General features: G+C 34.0%; 23 protein-coding genes. 16 read left to right on the top strand and 7 right to left on the bottom strand.

Annotated features, from left to right (window positions below):
* Positions 1-37: 37 nt before the first annotated feature.
* The 4 genes from AO58_RS0111735 to AO58_RS0111720 all read right to left on the bottom strand — a co-directional run bounded on the left by AO58_RS0111735 (position 38) and on the right by AO58_RS0111720 (position 3,489).
* On the bottom strand, positions 38-874 hold the full coding sequence (locus tag AO58_RS0111735; RefSeq protein ID WP_024981891.1) for a helix-turn-helix domain-containing protein: 837 nt from the start codon (positions 872-874) through the stop codon (positions 38-40).
* 104 nt (positions 875-978) lie between these two features.
* Positions 979-1,422, bottom strand: a complete 444-nt coding sequence (locus AO58_RS0111730; protein ID WP_024981890.1) for a DUF4296 domain-containing protein — start codon at positions 1,420-1,422, stop codon at positions 979-981.
* Complete coding sequence (locus tag AO58_RS0111725; protein ID WP_024981889.1) at positions 1,412-2,752, bottom strand: dihydroorotase; 1,341 nt, start codon at positions 2,750-2,752, stop codon at positions 1,412-1,414. The genes AO58_RS0111730 and AO58_RS0111725 overlap by 11 nt, the downstream gene beginning before the upstream one ends.
* 11 nt (positions 2,753-2,763) lie before the next feature.
* Complete coding sequence (locus tag AO58_RS0111720) at positions 2,764-3,489, bottom strand: polyprenol monophosphomannose synthase (protein WP_024981888.1); 726 nt, start codon at positions 3,487-3,489, stop codon at positions 2,764-2,766.
* A 103-nt stretch (positions 3,490-3,592) separates the two neighbouring features.
* Here AO58_RS0111720 and AO58_RS0111715 point away from each other — a divergent pair, with 103 nt between their 5' ends.
* The 3 genes from AO58_RS0111715 to AO58_RS0111705 all read left to right on the top strand — a co-directional run bounded on the left by AO58_RS0111715 (position 3,593) and on the right by AO58_RS0111705 (position 6,064).
* Positions 3,593-4,264, top strand: a complete 672-nt coding sequence (locus AO58_RS0111715) for a DUF4271 domain-containing protein (RefSeq protein ID WP_024981887.1) — start codon at positions 3,593-3,595, stop codon at positions 4,262-4,264.
* A 12-nt stretch (positions 4,265-4,276) separates the two neighbouring features.
* Complete coding sequence (locus tag AO58_RS0111710; protein ID WP_024981886.1) at positions 4,277-5,026, top strand: uroporphyrinogen-III synthase; 750 nt, start codon at positions 4,277-4,279, stop codon at positions 5,024-5,026.
* 567 nt (positions 5,027-5,593) lie between these two features.
* On the top strand, positions 5,594-6,064 hold the full coding sequence (locus tag AO58_RS0111705; RefSeq protein ID WP_024981885.1) for an Lrp/AsnC family transcriptional regulator: 471 nt from the start codon (positions 5,594-5,596) through the stop codon (positions 6,062-6,064).
* A gap of 145 nt (positions 6,065-6,209) precedes the next feature.
* On the opposite strand, the gene AO58_RS0111700 is transcribed toward AO58_RS0111705, so the two are convergent.
* Both AO58_RS0111700 and AO58_RS0111695 read right to left on the bottom strand, forming a co-directional pair.
* Entirely contained in the window at positions 6,210-6,896 is a 687-nt protein-coding gene (locus AO58_RS0111700) for a zinc metallopeptidase (protein ID WP_024981884.1), read from the bottom strand.
* A gap of 163 nt (positions 6,897-7,059) precedes the next feature.
* A complete protein-coding gene (locus tag AO58_RS0111695; protein WP_024981883.1) occupies positions 7,060-10,653 on the bottom strand; it encodes a leucine--tRNA ligase in 3,594 nt (1,197 codons plus the stop codon).
* Between the two features lie 304 nt (positions 10,654-10,957).
* Here AO58_RS0111695 and AO58_RS0111690 point away from each other — a divergent pair, with 304 nt between their 5' ends.
* The 4 genes from AO58_RS0111690 to truB all read left to right on the top strand — a co-directional run bounded on the left by AO58_RS0111690 (position 10,958) and on the right by truB (position 13,682).
* A complete protein-coding gene (locus AO58_RS0111690) occupies positions 10,958-11,833 on the top strand; it encodes a cell division protein FtsX (RefSeq protein WP_024981882.1) in 876 nt (291 codons plus the stop codon).
* Positions 11,834-11,898: 65 nt separating this feature from the next.
* Entirely contained in the window at positions 11,899-12,141 is a 243-nt protein-coding gene (locus tag AO58_RS0111685) for a DUF3098 domain-containing protein (protein WP_024981881.1), read from the top strand.
* Between the two features lie 51 nt (positions 12,142-12,192).
* The gene (locus tag AO58_RS0111680) at positions 12,193-12,987 is read left to right on the top strand and encodes an undecaprenyl-diphosphate phosphatase (RefSeq protein ID WP_024981880.1); all 795 of its coding nucleotides are present in this window, start codon (positions 12,193-12,195) and stop codon (positions 12,985-12,987) included.
* Entirely contained in the window at positions 12,987-13,682 is a 696-nt protein-coding gene (gene truB / locus AO58_RS0111675; protein ID WP_024981879.1) for a tRNA pseudouridine(55) synthase TruB, read from the top strand. The genes AO58_RS0111680 and truB overlap by 1 nt, the downstream gene beginning before the upstream one ends.
* A gap of 357 nt (positions 13,683-14,039) precedes the next feature.
* Here truB and AO58_RS0111670 read toward each other — a convergent pair whose 3' ends face one another.
* Entirely contained in the window at positions 14,040-14,657 is a 618-nt protein-coding gene (locus AO58_RS0111670) for a thioredoxin family protein (RefSeq protein WP_024981878.1), read from the bottom strand.
* Between the two features lie 89 nt (positions 14,658-14,746).
* Here AO58_RS0111670 and AO58_RS0111665 point away from each other — a divergent pair, with 89 nt between their 5' ends.
* From AO58_RS0111665 to AO58_RS0111625, 9 genes are all read left to right on the top strand, one after another.
* Positions 14,747-15,532, top strand: coding sequence for a patatin-like phospholipase family protein (locus AO58_RS0111665; RefSeq protein WP_024981877.1), 786 nt, complete (start codon positions 14,747-14,749; stop codon positions 15,530-15,532).
* A gap of 61 nt (positions 15,533-15,593) precedes the next feature.
* Positions 15,594-16,301, top strand: coding sequence for a UMP kinase (gene pyrH, locus AO58_RS0111660; protein WP_024981876.1), 708 nt, complete (start codon positions 15,594-15,596; stop codon positions 16,299-16,301).
* Positions 16,302-16,371: 70 nt separating this feature from the next.
* Complete coding sequence (gene frr, locus AO58_RS0111655; RefSeq protein ID WP_024981875.1) at positions 16,372-16,935, top strand: ribosome recycling factor; 564 nt, start codon at positions 16,372-16,374, stop codon at positions 16,933-16,935.
* 163 nt (positions 16,936-17,098) lie between these two features.
* The gene (locus AO58_RS0111650; protein ID WP_155959419.1) at positions 17,099-17,710 is read left to right on the top strand and encodes a hypothetical protein; all 612 of its coding nucleotides are present in this window, start codon (positions 17,099-17,101) and stop codon (positions 17,708-17,710) included.
* Complete coding sequence (locus tag AO58_RS0111645) at positions 17,692-18,531, top strand: hypothetical protein (RefSeq protein ID WP_024981873.1); 840 nt, start codon at positions 17,692-17,694, stop codon at positions 18,529-18,531. Before AO58_RS0111650 ends, AO58_RS0111645 begins: the two co-directional genes overlap by 19 nt.
* Before the next feature lie 2 nt (positions 18,532-18,533).
* Positions 18,534-19,007: a hypothetical protein gene (locus tag AO58_RS0111640; protein WP_024981872.1), complete on the top strand. Its 474-nt coding sequence runs from the start codon at positions 18,534-18,536 to the stop codon at positions 19,005-19,007.
* 321 nt (positions 19,008-19,328) lie between these two features.
* A complete protein-coding gene (locus tag AO58_RS0111635; protein WP_024981871.1) occupies positions 19,329-19,646 on the top strand; it encodes a hypothetical protein in 318 nt (105 codons plus the stop codon).
* A gap of 315 nt (positions 19,647-19,961) precedes the next feature.
* Positions 19,962-20,120: a hypothetical protein gene (locus AO58_RS18010; protein WP_155959418.1), complete on the top strand. Its 159-nt coding sequence runs from the start codon at positions 19,962-19,964 to the stop codon at positions 20,118-20,120.
* A 6-nt stretch (positions 20,121-20,126) separates the two neighbouring features.
* Positions 20,127-20,762 carry a hypothetical protein gene (locus AO58_RS0111625; protein WP_024981870.1) on the top strand — a complete coding sequence of 212 codons (636 nt, stop codon included), beginning with the start codon at positions 20,127-20,129 and terminating at the stop codon, positions 20,760-20,762.
* The last annotated feature ends 325 nt before the right edge of the window (positions 20,763-21,087 follow it).

Genomic DNA, 21,087 nt, shown 5'->3' with positions numbered 1-21,087 from the left:
AATTAAAGATTAACGTTCGAAAACTGTTGACAAAAGTTCAATTTTTATACTGTTGTTTAGGCGTAATTCCGAATTTCAATTTATAAGCCTGAATAAAACTTGATAAACTCTCATATCCTACTTCTAAATATATTTCTGACGATTTTTTTTGTTCTTCTTTGAGTAAATATTGTGCATACTCCAACCTTTTGTTCAAAAACCATTTTATAGGCGATTCTGCATACTGTTTTTCAAATTCTCGTTTAAAAGTAGACACACTCATGCTACATAAAAAGGCTAATTCTTTTATCGTCATCTTTTTAAAACAATTCGCTTCAATAGTTTTAATGAACTTTTGGGTTATGTCACTACTTTTTTCTAACAATGAATACAAAAATTCTGTACCATAAATCCCAATCAAATAAAGCATTATCTCTTCAAACTTTACTTTAAGTAATTTCAATTGTATGTTCTTTGGAAGTTTAGAAATAACTAGTAAACTACTCACATAACCTTGAACAAATCGATCGTTTTCAAATGAAAAAACAGATTTGTATTTAGTAGGTTCATTTTTATCTAATTCATATTTAAGTACAAATTTTGATAAGGCTTCCGTTGTAAAAAACATAAGAACACTTCTGTAATTACTACTTTCTGAAAGCTTTTCAGTCATTAAACAATGTCCCGATTTCATTATCAGAAATTTTGAATTGTCAATTGATAACGAAGAATTATCAAAAACAACTTCTTTGGTTCCCTCTATTAAAAAACTAAATGTGTTTTGATTTAGAATAATTTGTTGCCTAGAAATTACTTTTGAACTACAGTAGTCAAAAACACCAACGGGTTGTAAATCCTCTAAACTTAAATCATCGGGAAGCGTAATTGTGTCCATTCCTTTCTTTGTTTTTCAACTTTAGTGAAGCTGTACCCACAACTACACCATGGCCGTATTTCTTTTGAAAAAAAACCAAATTAGATTCAAGTATTTTTTTACACTTACTGTGCTAATGCTTCAGCTTTACTCTCCGTTTTATCGTTTCTTTTATACTTTGCTTTTTTCTTAAGTGCCTCTTGTTTTCGTTTGATCAAAGTATCCATTTGGTTGCTTCGGGTTTGCAAACGTTTTTCTACTTCTTGAAACATCGCCTTGTAATCCTCGATGGAAGCGGCATAAAATTGATTGTTTTGTGCGAACTGCACACTATCAATTTTGTATTTTTTAAAAATAAAGGCTTTGGGTGTTGTTTTTTGGTATTCGGTTTTAGACAACATTTGATATTTTGACGCCTCTAAAAGAGCCAAATCATAATAAATAGCAATCATGACCGCTCTGTCAATGGGCTTTTTGGGAGCTTTAACGGTCGAATCCTCTTTACAGCTTACCAAAACCATAAGAGCGGCTAAAACAAACAAGGCTTTTTTCATCATTTTATCTTTCAAACAATAAACGTTTTCCAGCTTTCACTTCACTCACTTGTTCATCGGCATACACTAATTGTCCGTTTACAAAGGTATGCGTGATTTTGGAAGTAAAAGTAAAATCCTCAAACGGAGACCAACCACATTTGGCCAAAACATTTTCTTTAGTAACTATCCACGGTGAATGAGTGTCGACAATGACTAAATCAGCGAAATAACCGGGCTTAATAAATCCTCTTTTTTCAATTTGAAAAAGCAAAGCTGGGTTGTGACATATTTTCTGTACGATTTTTTCAACGCTAATTTTCCCTTGATGATGCGCCTCAAATAGAGCCACCAAAGCATGTTGTACCAAAGGACCTCCAGAGGGAGCTTCGGAATATCTTTTACTTTTTTCTTCTAAAGTATGCGGTGCGTGATCTGTAGCAATTACATCAATTCTATCATCATTCAAGGCTTCCCAAAGCGCTTCGCGATCATGGGCTGTTTTTACTGCAGGATTCCATTTGATAAAATTTCCTTTGGTTGTATAATCTTCATCCGTAAACCATAAATGATGAATACAAACTTCGGCGGTAATCTTTTTATCTTTTAATGGAATTTCATTGGTAAACAACTCCATTTCTTTGGCAGTGGACAAATGAAAAACGTGCAATCTAGCTCCTGTTTTTTTGGCCAAAGCAATCGCTTTTGAGGACGACAAATAACAAGCTTCTTCACTTCGAATCAAATGATGCGCCGTTACAGGAATATCATCACCGTATTGTGCTTTATAGTTGGCTAAATTATTTTTAATGGTAGCTTCATCTTCGCAATGTACCGCAATCAATAAAGGAGTACTCGAAAATATTTTTTCAAGAACCGCCTCGTTATCAACCAACATATTTCCTGTGGAGGAGCCTAAAAAGATTTTTATACCCGCAACATTCCTTGGATTTGTTTTTAAAACTTCTTCTAAATTATCATTGGTTGCCCCCATCATAAAGGAATAATTTGCAAAAGAAGACTTCGATGCAATTTCATATTTTTGGGCCAACAATTCTTGTGTCACAGCATTAGGAACCGTATTGGGCTGTTCTATAAAAGAGGTTATTCCTCCCGCAACCGCTGCTCTAGACTCAGATTCAATATCGCCTTTATGCGTAAGACCTGGTTCTCTAAAATGTACCTGATCATCAATAGCACCGGGAAGTAAAAAATTTCCTTTGGCATCAATAACCGTACATTCAGCATTACTAGCATTGACAACTTCTCCAACCTCAACAATCAGATCGTTTTCAATCAACACTTGACCGTCAAAAATCAAACCTTCGTTTACAATTTTAGCATTCTTGATTACAATTCTATTCATCATATAATTTTTTAAAGTCTTCCAATTAATTGACGCATACGCAAAGAAATCACTCCGAAAACCGCTTCTACAATGATGGAGTTACTCATTTTCGAAACCCCTTTGGTTCGATCGGTAAAAATGATAGGCACTTCGGTAATTTCTAATTTATTACAATAAGTTCTATATTTCATTTCGATTTGAAAAGCATAGCCCACAAATTTAATCTTATCCAAATTTATACGCTTGAGCACCTCGCTTTTGTAACACACAAATCCTGCGGTAGCATCATGAATCTTCATTCCCGTAATCAACCTTACATAAACAGAGGCAAAGTAAGACATCAACACGCGACTCAAAGGCCAGTTCACCACATTTACTCCTGTTACATATCGTGAACCGATGGCTAAATCTGCTCCTCCAAAATGACAAGCATCGTATAATTTTTCTAAGTCGTTAGGGTTATGTGAAAAATCGGCATCCATTTCAAAAATAAACTCATATTTACGCGCTAGAGCCCATTTAAAACCGTGAACATAAGCTGTTCCCAAACCTGATTTTTGAAGTCTTTTTTCCAAAAACAATCGTTCAGGATATTCTTCCTGAAGCAGTACCACCTTATCAGCAGTATGATCAGGAGAATTATCATCAATAATTAGAACATGAAAATTTTTATGTAAAGAAAGCGTAGCTCTTATGATTTTTTCGATATTCTCAATCTCGTTATAGGTAGGAATTATAACTATACTATCATTCATATTTGTAGCAATTTCAGGGCAAAAGTAAACTTTTTAAAGCATTTGATTCATATTAAATCGAGAATAAAAAGATTGAAACAAAAAATTAGTAATTTTGCGAGCTATGATGGATCCTGTACTTCAACTGAGAATAATTGAAAACAAAGACTGGGCAACCGCACTGTTTGTATTGTCCTTACTTTTAATTGCCTTTACCAAATCGGCATTTGAAAATCGCTTTAGTGATTTTACCAAATTGATTTATTCTGACAAATACGTAAAATTGTATCGGGACAGCATTCATTTGATGAGTGGTTTTACTATTGCATTATTTATTGTTCAAATTATTGCCTTTTCATTTTTCGTGCAACTCTTTTTGAGTTCTTATGGACGTGCTTCAAAAACCGATTGGATGTTATTTATCCAACTCTTCACCTTTATCACCTATTTTGTTTTAGCCAAATTTTTAATTGAAAAAATTATTGCAACTGCTTTCAAAATAGAAGATTTTATGGAGCAATACAACCTGAGAAAAGTAACCTATCGTACTTATATGGGGCTTTTTATACTGCCTCTTGACTTGATTCTTTACTATTATGATGCCTTTTCAAAAGACCTATTTATACCAATTTTTATTATCGCATTGATAATTAACCTCTTTACTTATTTGCTTACAATAAAAAGCTATCAAAATGCAATTATGAGCAAATTGTTTTATTTTATTTTATATCTTTGCGCACTTGAAATAGCACCCTATTATTTTATGTATTATTGGTTTGCAAAAGGGAATACTTAGACAATATTAACTATGAAAGTGAAAACAATTTTGGTCTCACAACCAGAACCCAAAGTAGAAAACTCTCCGTACTTTGAGTTACAACAAAAGCATAAAGTAAAAATTGATTTCAGACCTTTTATTCATGTAGAAGGAGTCAACGCAAAAGAAATTCGATTACAAAAAATCGATCTTCACAATTACAATGCGATCATCTTAACCAGCCGTAATGCAGTAGACCACTTTTTTAGAGTGGCTGAAGAAATGCGCTACAAAGTCCCCGAAGATTTAAAATATTTTTGTCAATCAGAAGCTATTGCTTTTTACCTTCAAAAATATGTAGTGTACAGAAAACGCAAAATCTACGTTGGCCCAAAAGATTTTGCTGATCTTTCGCCACTGATTAAAAAATACAAGGACGAGAAATTTTTACTACCTGCATCGGATCAATTAAATGCCGACATACCGGTTACCTTAAATGCTTTAAAAGTAGATTGGACACCCGCTACTTTTTACAGAACAGTAATGAGTGATTTGTCAGATTTGGCCGATGTGTATTATGACGTTTTAGCGTTTTTCAGCCCAACAGGTATCAAATCATTATACAAAAACTTCCCAGATTTTGAGCAAAACAATACTCGAATTGCAGTTTTTGGAAGTACTACTCAAAAAGAAGCTTTAGATCGTGGATTACGAGTAGACATTATGGCTCCCACTCCAGGAACACCTTCAATGACTATGGCTTTAGAAAAATACATCAACGAGGTTAACAAAGGAAAATAACACATCTCAATTCCAAAATATAAAATCCAAATTCCAACTAAAACGGAATTTGGATTTTTTTTATGCAATCAAAACACTTAATGCCTCAAAATATAGCATTTTATAAAAAATCAAAAACATGTAAGCCATTTCAGTTTCTTTTAGGACAAGGAGAGTAAATAAATAGCTCAATAAAGTAATTCCGTAATTTTTTAAAAGAATAACCGTAACTTATATTCACTTTTAACCACGAACATTAGTACACTGGCAAAAAAAACTTAGCTGACTTATATGTTTACTACCAGCTACACCATTTTATCCAATCAAAACATATCATATAAGCCTTCAAGTTTTACTTTGACAAGGAGAGCAAATGAATAGCTCATTAAAGTAATTCCGTAATCTTTTAAAAGAATAACCGTAACTCATATTCACTTTTAACCACAAACATTAGTATACTGGCTAAAAAAACTTACCTGACTTATATGTTTAAAATTAAATACTTTTGATTTTAGAAAACTGCACCATAAAATTATATTTACTTTCAAATTAAAACCAAAATAACTATTTTAGTTAAAAATTTACCACATGAAAATCAATTCTCTTATAGTTGAAATTGACGGAATCGACAAAGAAATTTTGCGCTACCTAATGGAAGATGCTAGAAAACCCATTTTACAAATCGCCAACAAAATTGGGATTTCGGGAGCTGCTATCCATCAACGCTTGCGCAAACTTGAACAATCTGGAGTGATTTCTGGTTCTAAGTTCACTGTCAGCCACAAAGTATTAGGCTACAATACGATGGCTTTCGTTGGAGTGTATCTCGATAAAGCCGCTCGAAACTCAGAAGCTGTTCGGGATTTAAAAAAAATTCCAGAAGTACTAGAATGCCATTACACCACAGGTAACTGGTCTATCTTAATAAAAATCATTTGTCGAGATAACGAGCATTTAATGCAACTTTTGAATTCGAAAATCCAAACAATAGAAGGCGTTTCTAGAACCGAGACATTCATTTCACTAGAGCAACAAATAGAACGACAGATACAACTTTGAGGACAGTGAAAAGTTAGAGGTGAAAGGTGAAAAGTGAAAAGTGAAAGGTGAAAAGTGAAAAGTGAAAAGTGAGAAGTGAAAAAATAAAAAATCCAAACTCCATTGAAAATTGGAATTTGGATTTTATTTTTATTGGATTATTCTTTTATTCCCTTCTACCACCCAAATAGATAGAAACATAGTACAACAAAGTCGCTATAGACCCTAAAGCCGCTACTACATAGGTTCTAGCTGCCCATTTTAAGGAATCTTCGGCCCCATCATACTCGGCACGATTAAGCATGTTCTTATTTTTCAACCAAGCCAAAGCGCGATTGCTAGCATCATATTCTACTGGCAAAGTAACAATAGAAAACAAAGTGGTCGCTGCAAAAATGATTATTCCAATCAACAACAAACTTGGAAACGTTTTAATCATTAGAATTCCCGCCAACAAAATCCATTGTACAAATCCAGAAGCCACACTTACAATTGGCACCAACTTAGAACGCATTTGTAACCATTCATAACCTACAGCGTGTTGTACGGCATGACCACATTCGTGCGCCGCTACAGCAGCAGCTGCCGCATTACGCTGATTATATACTGCCTCACTCAAATTGACCGTTTTATCTACTGGATTGTAATGGTCTGTTAATTGTCCTGGAGTCGAAATGACACGAACATCATAAATCCCATTATCTGCGAGCATTTTTTGAGCAATCTCTGCACCGGACATACCGTTTTGCAATTGTAATTTAGAATAGTGTTCAAATTTACTCTTCAATCTTGAACTTACTAACCAGCTGAAAAGCATAATGGCTCCAGCCAAAATCAAATAACCACTTCCCATATTTTTGTTTTTTAGTTTATATTTTTGGTCTCAGTTGTTGACAACAATTTACGAACCAAACTCCAAAAATGCCATTTTGACACGAGTTAAATATTCTATAAAAAAATCCAAACCCCAATCGTGAAATTGAAATTTGGATTTTTTAAAGTTACAATTTTATGGTTTATCCCACCAAGTTGATGATTTTCCCTGGCACAATAATTACTTTATTTGGGGTTCTGCCGTCTAATTGTTTTTGCGTTCTTTCGTCTTGCATTACGATTTCCTCGATTTGTTCTTTGGTTAAATCCAAAGGCAATTTGATGGTGAAACGCATTTTCCCGTTGAAAGAAACTGGATATTCTTTCTCGCTTTCTACCAAATAGCTGGCTTCAAAAACTGGAAACGGAACCGTAGCAATAGACCCTTCGTGCCCTAACAACGACCATAATTCCTCGGCAATATGAGGCGCATAAGGCGAAATCACAACCGCCAAAGGTTCTAAAATGGCACGAGAATGACAGTTTTGAGCAGACAACTCATTCACACAAATCATAAACTGAGACACTGACGTATTGAAAGAGAATCCTTCAATGTCTTCTGCCACTTTTTTGATGGTTTTGTGCAATGATTTCAAGTTGTCTTTGGTAGGTTCATCGATGTTTACAATCAAACCATTCTCATCAAAATACAAACGCCATAGTTTTTTCAAGAAACCAAAAACTCCTGAAATTCCCGCTGTATTCCAAGGTTTGGCTTGTTCCAATGGTCCTAAGAACATTTCATACAAACGCAAGGTATCCGCTCCGTATTCTGCACAAATATCGTCTGGAGTGACTACATTGTATTTCGATTTCGACATTTTTTCGACTTCGCGACCAACGATGTATTTTCCGTTTTCGTCTAAAATAAAGTTAGAATTTTTAAAATCTTCTCTCCAAGCCTTGAATTTTTCAACATCTAATTCATCTGATGAATCAACAAATGAAACATCCGCATGCAATTCGTCCATATCCAATTCAACAAAAGAATCCTCATAAATTGTGATTCCCGTAGTATTTCTTGTTGTTAATTCAAACAACTTTTCTGACAATTGGGTAAGTATATCATTCTTTATCCCATTAACATTTACGTCTTGTCCTCTAGATAAAGTTATCTTAATCTTAGATAAATCTAATTTCTTTTTTAATCCAATAAATTCTTTATAGTATTTTGAGCTAACAAAAACTGATTCTCCATAAATACCATCTCCAACAGTATCGTTACCAAAACTATCTCTTCCCCCTGAAACACTATTAATAGTTAATCTATACACAAACGCACTCGTTCCCAAAATCATCCCCTGATTAATCAGTTTTTTGAAAGGTTCTTCTGTTGGCGCAAACCCTTTATCTTTTAAGAATTTGTTCCAAAAACGAGAATACAACAAGTGACCTGTCGCGTGCTCGCTTCCTCCAATGTATAAATCCACGCTTTCCCAATATTTCAAGGCATCGGCAGAAGCAAATTCGGTGTCGTTTTGCGCATCCATATAACGCATCCAATACCAAGAACTTCCCGCCCAACCCGGCATAGTGTTTAATTCTAAAGGGAAAATGGTAGCCTCCCCCGACCCCTCCGAAAGAGGGGAGATAAGCTCATTAGAAACTACTTTGTTATTTACAGTATCCCAAGCCCAAGTCGTTGCATTTCCTAACGGAGGCAATCCGTCTTCGGTTGGTAAATATTTCTCTACTTCTGGTAAAACGATTGGCAAATGTTTGGCATCAATCATTTGTGGCAATCCGTTCACATAATACACAGGGAAAGGCTCGCCCCAATAGCGTTGACGCGAGAAAACCGCATCACGCAAACGGTAATTGATTTTTCCTTTTCCTTGGCCTATCACTTCAAGTTCTGCAATAACTTTTTGAGTCGCTTCTTTATAACCTAAGCCGTTCAAGAAATCAGAATTTTTAAATACAAATCCTTCTTTGGCAGTAAAAGCGCAATCCTCCCCCAGCCCCTCCGAAGGAGGGGAGCCAGCTACTGTTGCTGTTCCCCCTTCGGGGGCTAGGGGGCTTATTATATTTTTGATTGTTGGCATTCCTTTTTGGTCTTTGAAAAAATTCGCAAAAGCATAATCTCTTTCGTCTCCACAAGGCACCGCCATTACTGCTCCAGTTCCGTAACCCGCCAACACATAATCGCCAATCCAAACCGGAATTGGTTCTTTGGTAAACGGATGTTCTGCATAAGCACCCGTGAACACTCCAGAGATAGTTTTCACATCGGCCATACGCTCTCTTTCGGAACGTTTTGCTGTTTTTTCAATATACGCTTCTACAGCTTCTTTTTGTTCAGGAGTTGTGATTTGAGCCACCAATTCGTGCTCTGGAGCCAAGGTCATAAACGTTACTCCAAAAATAGTATCAGGACGAGTTGTAAATACACTAATCCCCCTAGCCCCCGAAGGGGGAACATCAGCGTTGAGTAATTCATGCTTGATGATATTTAAAACACTATCAATATTATTTAAAACCTCTTTATTATTAAAACGAATTACCTTAAACCCTCTTTCATTAAGAACTTTTGTTCTTTCTGCATCAGCTTCTTGTTGAGAATCATGAATTCCTCCATCAACTTCAATCACTAATTTTTTTGAAAGGCAAACAAAATCTACAATAAAATCAGCGATCAGATGTTGTTGTCTAAATTTAAAATCTAAAGCTTTCGACTTTAAATTTAACCACAATATTTTTTCAGCCTCTGTTGGATTATTCCTCATTTCTTTAGCTCTTTCAAGCAATAAATGTGAATTATTTCCTCCCGTCATATAACCCAAAGTTTTTTTAGACTCCGAGTTCTCTTCCCCTTCGGGGAAGGATAGGATGGGGAAAGTTACCATCGCCCCAACCGATTTTCCAATCCAGTTTCTCTGACTTTCTTTGATACTTTCACTCCAATCAATTTCGTTTAATCCTTGCAACAAACGCTCGGCGTAGGCAGAAATTCGCATACTCCATTGTGTCATTTTCTTGCGAATTACCGGATAACCACCACGCTCCGAAACGCCATTCACAATTTCGTCATTCGCCAAAACCGTTCCCAATCCAGGACACCAGTTTACCTCGGTTTCTGCTAAATAGGTTAATCGGTATTGTAATAAGATTTTTTGTTGCTCATCAGATGAAAATGCGTTCCATTCGCTTGCTGAAAAACTAATAATATTGTCATCACAAACAGCATTAACAGTAGCATTTCCTTCTTTTTCGAATATAGCTGTCAAAGTCGAAATATCTTCGGCTTTGTCGGTTTTGTTATTGTACCAAGAATTGAACAATTGGATGAAAATCCATTGCGTATGTTTGTAATAATCAGGATTGGAAGTTCTCACTTCTCTGTCCCAATCGAATGAAAAACCTATTTTATCCAATTGTTTTCGGTAACCCGCAATTGCATTTCCCTCTTTATCTAAACCTCCGTCAATATTAACGCGTGTCGTATCTTCAGGACGTTGTCCCGTTTGTATCGCATATTGTTCAGCAGGTAATCCAAAACTATCATAGCCCATTGGATGCAACACATTAAAACCTTGATGTCTTTTGAAACGCGAATACACATCTGATGCGATGTACCCTAGAGGATGTCCAACGTGTAGTCCCGCTCCTGATGGATAAGGAAACATGTCCAAAACATAATATTTTGGTTTATCAGAGTTGTTTTGCGCCGCAAAAGTCTTGTTGTCAGCCCAATATTGTTGCCATTTGGCTTCGATTTCGTTCGGATTGTATTTCATTCGTACCTAGTTTATTGCTTTTTAAAGGTCTTATGCTTTCACTTTCGCTCAAGTCATCCCTTTTTTATATGGTTTTTTTAATAGAATAATGCTTTAGCTTACTCAAGTCTTTGTTCAGTGAAGATTTTTGGCTGACGATTTATAAATCTGTTTTATGTCGATAACAACGAACTAAAAACTATAAACCACAAACTAAAAATGAGCCGCAAATTTACATTTATTGTACGAAAGTTGAAAGTTTGGACGTTATTAACTTCAAATAAAGAATTTGTTTGTTATTTTTACGGCATAATTTAAGTACACTATGAGTTCTAACTTTGACAAATTTCAAAAAAGAAGACTAATTTCCTCTTATTTCTCTGTAGTATTGAGTGTTTTCCTAGTATTGTTTTTACTAGGAACCTTGGGGCTTTTCATCGTGAATTCTAAAAAATTAGCCGATGATTTTAGGGAAAATATCGCCATGACAGTTTTCTTCAAAAAAGAAGCCAATGACAGTACTTTTCAGGCCTTTGAAAAAGAATTAAAAGCGGCTAAATTTCCGAAACAATTTGTTTTTGTTTCCAAAGAAAAAGCAGCAAAAGAACACACCGATATCATTGGAGAAGATTTCCTGACTTTTTTAGGCGAAAACCCACTACAAAATTCGTACGACATCAATCTAAATGCAGATTATGTAGTGCGTGATAGCATTAGCCGTATAGAAAGTCATTTAAGAAAAAACGCTATGATTTCTGATATTGTGTACGACAAACAATTGGTCAATTTGGTAAATGACAACATCAAAAAAGTCAGCATGTGGATTTTGATTATTAGCGGCTTTCTTACCGTTATTGCTGTTCTTTTAATTAATAGCTCTTTACGTCTGTCTATTCATTCGAACAGATTTATCATCAAAACGATGCAAATGGTAGGTGCTACCAAATCATTTATCCGCAAACCTTTTGTGTATAGAAGCATTAAACTCGGTATGATTGGCGCAGCACTAGCCATTATTGGACTCGTTTCTTTACTATTATATATAGAAACCAACTTCCCGAACTTAGGAATATTAGAAGACCCTTTGTCTATTGGCGTAATTCTTTTGGGTGTATTTGGACTAGGCGTATTAATCACATGGCTGAGCACCTATTTCGCAACGCAACGTTTTTTAAACTTAAGAACTGACGATTTATACTAGCACTTCGTTTACTGCAAAATACATTCGATAAAAAAATATTTACAATAGCTTAAGTTGCACTAAAAATGAAAAATAACGAAATAAAAAAGGAATTCCTTTTTGAAAAAACCAATTACATCACTCTATTAATCGGGATTGCCGTAATCACCCTTGGCTTTATTTTAATGTCAGGCGGAGGTAGCGAGGACCCAACTGTTTTCAACGAAGCGATTTTTGATTTCAGAAGAATTCGTTTGGCGCCTACCACTGTACTTGTGGGCTTTGGAATCACGATTTACGCTATTCTAAAAAAATCTAAAAAACAGTAAGTAGCTTTTAGTCCATAGTAACTAGCTCTTCTACATTTTATACACATAAAAATGAATACATTACAAGCAATTATTCTTGCTATCATAGAAGGAATAACTGAATTCTTACCTGTTTCTTCGACTGGGCATATGATTATTGCCTCTTCCTTTTTTGGAATTGCAGATCAAGACTTTACCAAATTGTTCACTATCGTAATTCAATTGGGAGCAATTCTATCGGTGGTCATTTTATATTTCAAAAGATTTTTTCAATCCTTCGATTTTTATTTCAAATTATTGGTGGCTTTTATACCTGCAGTAGTTTTGGGATTACTTTTGAGTGATTTTATAGATGGCTTATTGGAAAACCCTGTCACCGTTGCGATCTCGTTGTTACTTGGCGGTCTTATTTTATTAAAGGTGGACCAATGGTTCAACACCTCCACCGACGAAAGCGAAAAAGAAATCACCTATCAACAAGCCTTTAAAATTGGTTTGTTTCAATGTTTAGCGATGATTCCCGGAGTCTCTAGAAGCGGAGCAAGTATTGTAGGTGGAATGTCTCAAAAACTATCCCGTACTTCAGCGGCTGAATTCTCCTTTTTCTTAGCGGTACCAACCATGTTGGGCGCTACAGTCAAAAAATGTTATGATTACTATAAAGCAGGATTTACCCTTAGCGACGATCAAATCAATTATTTGATCATTGGTAATGTAGTTGCTTTTGTAGTTGCTTTATTGGCGATTAAAACATTTATCGGATTTTTAACCAAAAACGGATTCAAAATTTTTGGCTACTATCGCATATTGGCTGGACTTGTACTGCTGATAATTCATTTTTTCATTCATCCACTGACAATTATCTAATGACACCGGAAGACTATTTAGAAGGTCAAATCCTATTGATCGACAAACCGCTACATTTTACTTCTTTTCAAGCAGTAAACAAGCTGAAGTATTTACTGATCAACAAAGTAGGTTTGCCAAAAAAATTCAAAATTGGTCACGCTGGAACCTTAGATCCTCTCGCTTCTGGTCTACTATTAATTTGCACCGGAAAATTTACCAAACGCATTACCGAATTACAAGGACAAGCCAAAGAATATACTGGTACTTTTCATGTTGGAGCTACTACTCCATCCTATGATTTAGAAACAGAAATAGATCATCATTACCCAACTGATCACATTACAGAAGCGTTGATACACGAAACTTTAAAACAATTTTTGGGTGAGATTGATCAAAAACCTCCTATTTTTTCTGCCATAAAAAAAGAAGGCGTTCGCTTATACGAACACGCAAGAGCTGGAGAAACAGTGGAAATTGCTAGTCGAAAAACTACGATTTACGAATTTGAAATTACTAGAATTGCTTTGCCTGAAATTGATTTTCGAGTAGTTTGCAGTAAAGGCACCTACATCCGTTCCTTAGCTTTTGATTTTGGCAAAGCTCTACAATCCGGCGCACATTTAACGGCTTTACGACGCACCAAAATTGGAAACTACGAGGTTAAAAATGCGCAAACTCCTTCTGTTTTTGAAGAGCAATTAGCCAACAAATAAAAAACACATTACAAAGTCTATCCTTTAGAGCTTGCAATGTGTTTTAAAAAAAAATAAACAAAGTACTTTTTAAACCATACTTTTTTTGTTTTTAACGATTGGGGCTACACCGTGAATTAATAATGAATTGTGGTTTTTCCTCCAAACAATAGGGAAGAAACAAAATCATAAAACTTTTCAAAAATCTTTTTCATAAGGATGTTTTTTAAATTGTGATACACTATTTTAAACACCAATAAAAAAGTAAATTAATGAAATAGACTTGGATAGCTTTTGCTAATTTACAACAATTATTCTTCCAAAAGAAAAAAACAAATCAAAATTTCACATTATCAATCTGTTGTAAAGCACTTTATATTACGCTTCAATGTTTTCAACTGATGCCACCATCAAATTCATGATTTCGTTTTGGGTAGTTAATCCTTTATCATGTAAATACCATAGTTGCAATTCGGCTTTGGCTGTAGCATCTACAACCCCATGTTCCTTTTTGTAATTAATAATTAATTCGGCTGCCGCTTTAGGTCTTGGTCCCCAAGTAGCGACCACCTCAGAGGTTTCTTTATCAATAATTACTAGTTTAGGAATCGATCTGGCGCCATTTGTTAAGAAGTGCTGCATGAAGTCGTCATTATCATCTCTAAAAACCACTTTTAAATCAATTTTATCGGTTTCAAGCGCCATTTTATTCATAATCGGCAATAGTTGAGCAGCATCACCGCACCAACCTTCAGCCAAAACTAACCAAATGTATTCGTTTTGTAGCCCTTTCAACTGAGCTGCAATCTCGGGATCCACTTTGATGGTCTTATCCAAACGATTCATTCTGGTTTCATTAAGAGAACTGTAATGCGTTAAATCTTCGGACTGTTCGTGCCCTGATGACTTTCCTTCTTTCAACAAATCTGAAACAATTTTTCTGAAATTAGTATAGGTATGACTATGAAATAATGCTTTCGCTACTGATGTTTTCATTTTATTCTTATTTTTAGGCAAAATTACACAACTGATCTCATAAATTCGGTGATAAAAATCACTTACATCTCTTTAAAATAAAACATTTGATGCTAAATCACACTAAAACTATTGGTTTAACATTATCGGGCGGTGGCTCTAAAGGAATAGCACATGCAGGTGTGCTTCATTTTTTGGAAGAAATAAAAATAGTTCCTCATCAAATTGCAGGGTCGAGTGCTGGCTCCATTGTAGCGGCCTTGTACAGTAGCGGAAAATCGCCTTTGGAAATCTTGGCTTTCTTTAAATCCATTTACTTTTTTCATTGGAAGCATTTCACTTTTTCAAAAGCAGGTTTGATTGACCCTGATGCTTTTAAAATATATTTTTCGACACTCTTCAAGGATACAACATTGGGGGATTTAAAAATTCCACTTTACATCACTGCAACAGATATCGTTAACGGCAAACTGACAATTTTTGGCGAAGACACCAAAGTTATTGATGCTATTTTGGCTTCAAGTGCTTTTCCTGGCATTATTTCACCATACGAAATAGAGGGAAATTTGTATAGTGATGGCGGCATATTGAACCACTTCCCGACGGAATTGCTTCAAGAAACTACCGATTTTTCTATTGGAGTATATGTAAGTCCTTTGCAAACCGTACAACCGTCGGACCTAAAATCGATAAAATCCATCACGACCCGAGCTTTTGAATTGCTGACTGCCCATTCAAGCCTCCGTAAATTCGATAACTGTGATTGGCTCATTCAACCCGAAGCATTATCGGCCTACAGTACCTTCGAAACCAGCAAAACTAAGATGGACGCCATTTTTAAAATTGGCTACGAAGCCGCGAAGCAAAGTTTTGAAAAACTAAATTTAGATATTTAAGGCTCAATATTTCACTAAATTTAGAATATAACTATATTTGCACAAACAATTCAACTATCAAATGAAATACAAAAGAATTCTTCTCAAATTAAGTGGCGAAGCTTTAATGGGTGATTTACACTACGGAATTGATCCAAAACGTTTAGCAGAATATGCACAAGAGATCAAGAAAGTACATGAGCAAGGAGTAGAAATTGCCATTGTAATTGGTGGAGGAAACATTTTTAGAGGAGTGGCAGGTGCGAGTTCAGGGATGGATCGTGTGCAGGGAGATTATATGGGAATGCTAGCTACCGTAATCAACGGAATGGCATTACAAGGTTCTTTAGAAGATAACGGAATGAAAACCCGTTTGATGACCGCTTTAAAAATGGAATCTATTGCAGAACCGTATATCAAAAGAAGAGCCGACCGTCATTTAGAAAAAGGACGTATTGTGATTTTTGGAGCTGGAACAGGAAATCCTTATTTCACAACCGATACCGCAGCAGTTTTACGAGGAATCGAAGTTAGTGCAGATGTCATTTTAAAAGGAACACGCGTTGATGGTGTGTATGATTCTGATCCAGAAAAAAATGCTGCTGCTGTAAAATTTGACTACATCTCATTTGAGGATGTATTAAGCAAAGGATTGAACGTAATGGACACCACAGCATTTACTTTGAGTCAAGAAAACAAATTGCCAATTGTAGTTTTTGACATGAACAAAGAAGGCAATTTATTGAAAATCTGCAAAGGCGAAAACATAGGAACAGTAGTTAACATATAAGTTTATGGTGAAAGATTTGTAGTTTATAGTTGACTGCGAACCACCAACAACAAACAACAAACATAAGATTATGACTGAAGAAATTGAATTTATATTAGATAGTACAGAAGAATCTATGAACGGTTCTATTGCACATTTAGAGAAATCATTTTTGAATATCCGTGCTGGAAAAGCATCCCCTGCGATGTTAGGAAGTGTTTTTGTAGATTATTACGGATCTGCATCACCGCTTTCTCAAGTGTCTAAAATTAGTGTACCCGATGCTAGAACTATTACTTTGCAACCGTTTGAAAAAAGCATGTTGCATCCTATAGAAAAAGCAATTATGGTGGCTAATTTAGGGTTTAATCCAATGAACAATGGAGACGTAATCATCATTAGTGTTCCTCCTTTGACAGAAGACCGTCGTAGAGAATTGGCCAAACAAGCCAAAGCCGAAGCCGAAGATGCCAAAATTGGAATTCGTAACGCTCGTAAAGACGCCAATACCGATATCAAAAAATTAGAAAAAGACGGCACCTCTGAAGACATTTGCAAAAGCGCCGAAGAACAGGTTCAAAACTTAACCAACACTTTCATCAAAAAAATCGATGAATTGCTAGCCGTTAAGGAAGCCGAAATTATGAAAGTGTAACTTTCGCAACAAACATATACGAAACCGTCTCCAAGATACTTTTGGAGACGGTTTTTTTGTGGTTAAAAATCACTAAATGTGGGTATTGTCTATTAATTTTTAAATCAATATTTTTAGCTAAATTCTCTTCTTTAGAATGATTTTAACTTTAACCAAATTTTTTATGAAAAAAATCTTTTTTATTACAACATTTATAAGCTTTTCTGCTTTGCTATTCTTAAATTCCTGTACAAATGAAGATCCTGTAAGTAAAGGCAAAACCGATTTAATCAATATAAATCTAGCAAGAGAATATTTTAATAGTACACCAATTAAGATTAAAAAAAATATTTATTTTTCGAAAGAATTAGATTGGGAAAGAGGTCATTTTGAAAACGATACATTATCTATTCCTATTTTATCAAACAAGCCCATTTTAATTAAGAGATTAAAAAATCCAAATTCATCAAAATATTTATATCCATTTCTTCTTATAACAAAGAACAAATCGAACAACACTTACGATTACAATTTAAAAGTTTTTATAGCTTCAAATAATAATGGCTTTGATAAAGAAAGTTATCATTTATATGACACAAACAATAAATTAATTTTGAATAAAGAGAAGTCAGGAATTAGCACCACTTCAAAAACATCAAAAATTAGTGATGTTGATTGTGAATTGTGGGGCTATTTCTTAACCAATGATGATACTGGTGAAAGAACGCTTATCTATACACTTCAAAAACATCAAAAATTAGTGATGTTGATTGTGAATTGTGGGGCTATTTCTTAACCAATGATGATACTGGTGAAAGAACGCTTATCTATACTTGGTATGTATGTTCCCGTTCTGGTCAACCAGATCAGGTTCCCCCTGGTGATGGGGGTGGTGGCGAAACTGAAAGTTGTGGCACTGGATATATTCAAGATGAATATGGAAATTGTGTTTTAGATGACCAGATTATTGTTGAACTTACTGGAAAAGCAAAATGCGTTTATGATAAATTAATGAATTCAAATTCTGGATTTAAAAATGCAATTTTGAAATTTGATGGGGAATTTCCAGTAAGTCACTTGAAATTAACAATTAACAATGCATTAGCTTCAAATGTATATGGAGAGACTCAACCTCCTGTTGATTTTGTCACAGAAATACAATTTAATGAAAATAGCTTTGCCTCTTTATCAGATTTAGGTATAGCAACAGTATTTGCACATGAAATAATTCATGCTGAAATTTTTAGAAAAATGTTATCAGCTGCTCAAAGAGGTACTCTAAACTCAAACACTCCAGAAGAACAAGTAATATTAGTGAACTCTTTAAAAAATAATTTTCCAGGATTATATGACTACTATGAAAGAAGATGGAAGCCAACCTGGAATCATGAAATGATGGCAAACCATTACAGAAGTACAATTGCTGATGTGATACAACAATTTGATAATAATCGTCTTCCCCGATCTACTTATGAAGCTGTAGCGTGGGTAGGTTTGGGTAAACTTGACAAAAATCTAACTACAATTGCTTGGGATAATTTACCTCCAGATGTAAAAACCTCAATTGATACATTAATCAGAAATAATTTTTATAACGGACCAAAAAATTGTAATTAACCATGAAAATAATTATCTACACATTACTATTAAACGTAAGTTTTATTTATTCCCAAAATCTAAAAACGGATTTTGATAATTTTTATAGAGGAAAAAATGAAAGAGAAAAACCAAAAAAGTATATTTTATTCGAAAAAGAAAATAGTACGAAACAGAAAAGTGAAGATAAAAATGTAACTTACTTTTACATAGAAAAAGAAAGATTTGTTTTTAATAAAGAAAGACACAAAATCGATACATGCTCAATTAAAATTCTAAAAAAAATTAAGTTAGAAAACTCAGGAAATTTACAGGAAGAAGAAGTCAATTACTTTAGAAAAAAAGTTGAAGAATTCAAAAAAAAAACAAATCAAAAAGTTCCAAAATCAATGCCTATATCACGCATTCATAAATATCTCAAGGTTTATATCCTTGAAAAAATGGATAATGATAAGATAATTAAGTACGAGGTAGACTGGGAATTAAGTAGTTTTTGAGAGGAATTGCAATTTGGTTTATCTCAAACAACCAACCTATGATCCGTTCGCAAAACACAGATTTAGCGACAATTATATGGAATAATTTATTTCTTAAAACAAAAGTCTACTTTGATCTATTAATCAGATAAAATTTTAATAATGGCTCAAAAAATGATAATTAATTATGAAAAACTACATTTGCATATTTTTTCTTACAGTTTCAACATTTATTAATGCACAAACAAAAGAAAGCGATTACTTTAGATTTTATAGAGGAGGAGAGAAGTATTTGAAATTAATAAAGTATGTTTATTCGACACAACGGTTTCTGATAATCAAATGACAAATGATGGACATAAATTATACTTCTACATTGATGGTCAAAGATTTTTACATAAAAAAAATTATAAAATTGATACTTGTTCAAATACTTTTTTAAAAAAAATAAAACTAAGTAAACCTTCAAGCTTACAACAAGAAACGTATGAATATTACAAGAGCAAGAAAAAAGAACAAGAAAAAAAAATGAATAATGGTACTCTTTTATTATTTCCGGTTACAGGATTTCATAATTATGTTAAAGTATATGTTTTAAAAAAGGTAAATACTGGTAAGTTACTTAAATATGAAGTTGATTGGAACGATTCTGTGTTTTAAAATAAAATATAAAAGCCTCTTTCAACCACCGTTTGGCAATATGGCGGGATTAGGCTTAATTAAAAGATGGTTTTGTACTTGGAAAATGAATTTGATTATATTCGAATGGTAGATCCCTCCGATTCCCTCGTTGCCGAATCCATTCTTGTATTTGTTTGTTGATATGAATAGAAAGCATATCACAAAAGATATATTAACCAAGAGGATAAATACTAACGCACAACTTAACTTTCTCAACAAACATATACGAAACCGTCTCCAAAAGTATCTTGGAGACGGTTTTTTTGTATCCAAAAATCACTAAATGTGGGTATTGTGTCAAGATTGAGATTACCTATTTTTGATATAATCTATCCGATTGGCAATTTCAACAGAGAGAGAATTTTAAATAGATATAAAGCAGAGCAACAAGGATTCACTATAGATCCTGGAACACCACGTGAACAAACTCCATTAGGCAAACCTTGTAAATAGTACACTATGAAAAAAATAACATGTCTTTTACCTTTAGTTCTACTATTTTTTTGTACAACACAAAAAAGTAGAACTGAAAGTAAAAATTCAACAATTGAATTCGCTTTTGGAAACGAACTCACTGAAAATGAAAGGGAAATCATAAATGATTTTATAGACATTGAGCTAAAAAAAGAACGATATAATAATTATAGAAATTTTGAAATTGTAATAATTGAAGAAGCGTTAAAAAAAATGAAGCCAATTTCAGTTTATGAATTCAACCTAAATCACAAAGAAAGTTGGGGGAAATTTATTGATAATTGGATTTTGGATAGTTTGCAAGTAAAACAAATAAAACGGGAATTAGAAACAGAAGAGATCTATCACTGGAAAACAACTGATTTTAAAAACATCAAAGCAAATTTGCTTAAGTACGACGAATTAATAAAAACCATAAGAACAAACGAGTATCGTACTAACTGTATAATCATTTATCTATCAAGACCATTACTGATAGACAAAAAAAATGCCCTTATTAGCTTTGAAATAGGTAATGGTAATTTTGGTTTTGGTGGTATAACTCATTTCACTGTTTTAATGAGAAAAATAAATAAAAAATGGAAGCAAAGCCATCATTATGAAGATGGGGTTTATGATTAAAAAAATGGCTAAATATTCAAGAAATTGGAGATTATGCTTGTAGTGGATGTTATTAAAAGAGTTAACCAAATCTTTCCTTTATCAAAAAAATCGATGAATTGCTGGCCGTTAAGGAAGCCGAAATTATGAAAGTGTAACTTTCACAACAAACATAAACGAAACCGTCTCCAAGATACTTTTGGAGACGGTTTTTTTGTGGTTAAAAATCACTAAATGTGGGTATTGTCTATTAATTTTTAAATCAATATTTTTAGCTAAATTCTCTTCTTTAGAATGATTTTAACTTTAACCAAATTTTTTATGAAAAAAATCTTTTTTATTACAA

It is taken from the genome of Flavobacterium succinicans LMG 10402 (assembly GCF_000611675.1).
In the GTDB taxonomy this organism is placed as follows: Bacteria; Bacteroidota; Bacteroidia; order Flavobacteriales; family Flavobacteriaceae; genus Flavobacterium; species Flavobacterium succinicans.
The sequence above is the reverse complement of the archived record's forward strand: the minus strand, read 5'-3'. Positions and strand labels throughout refer to the sequence as shown.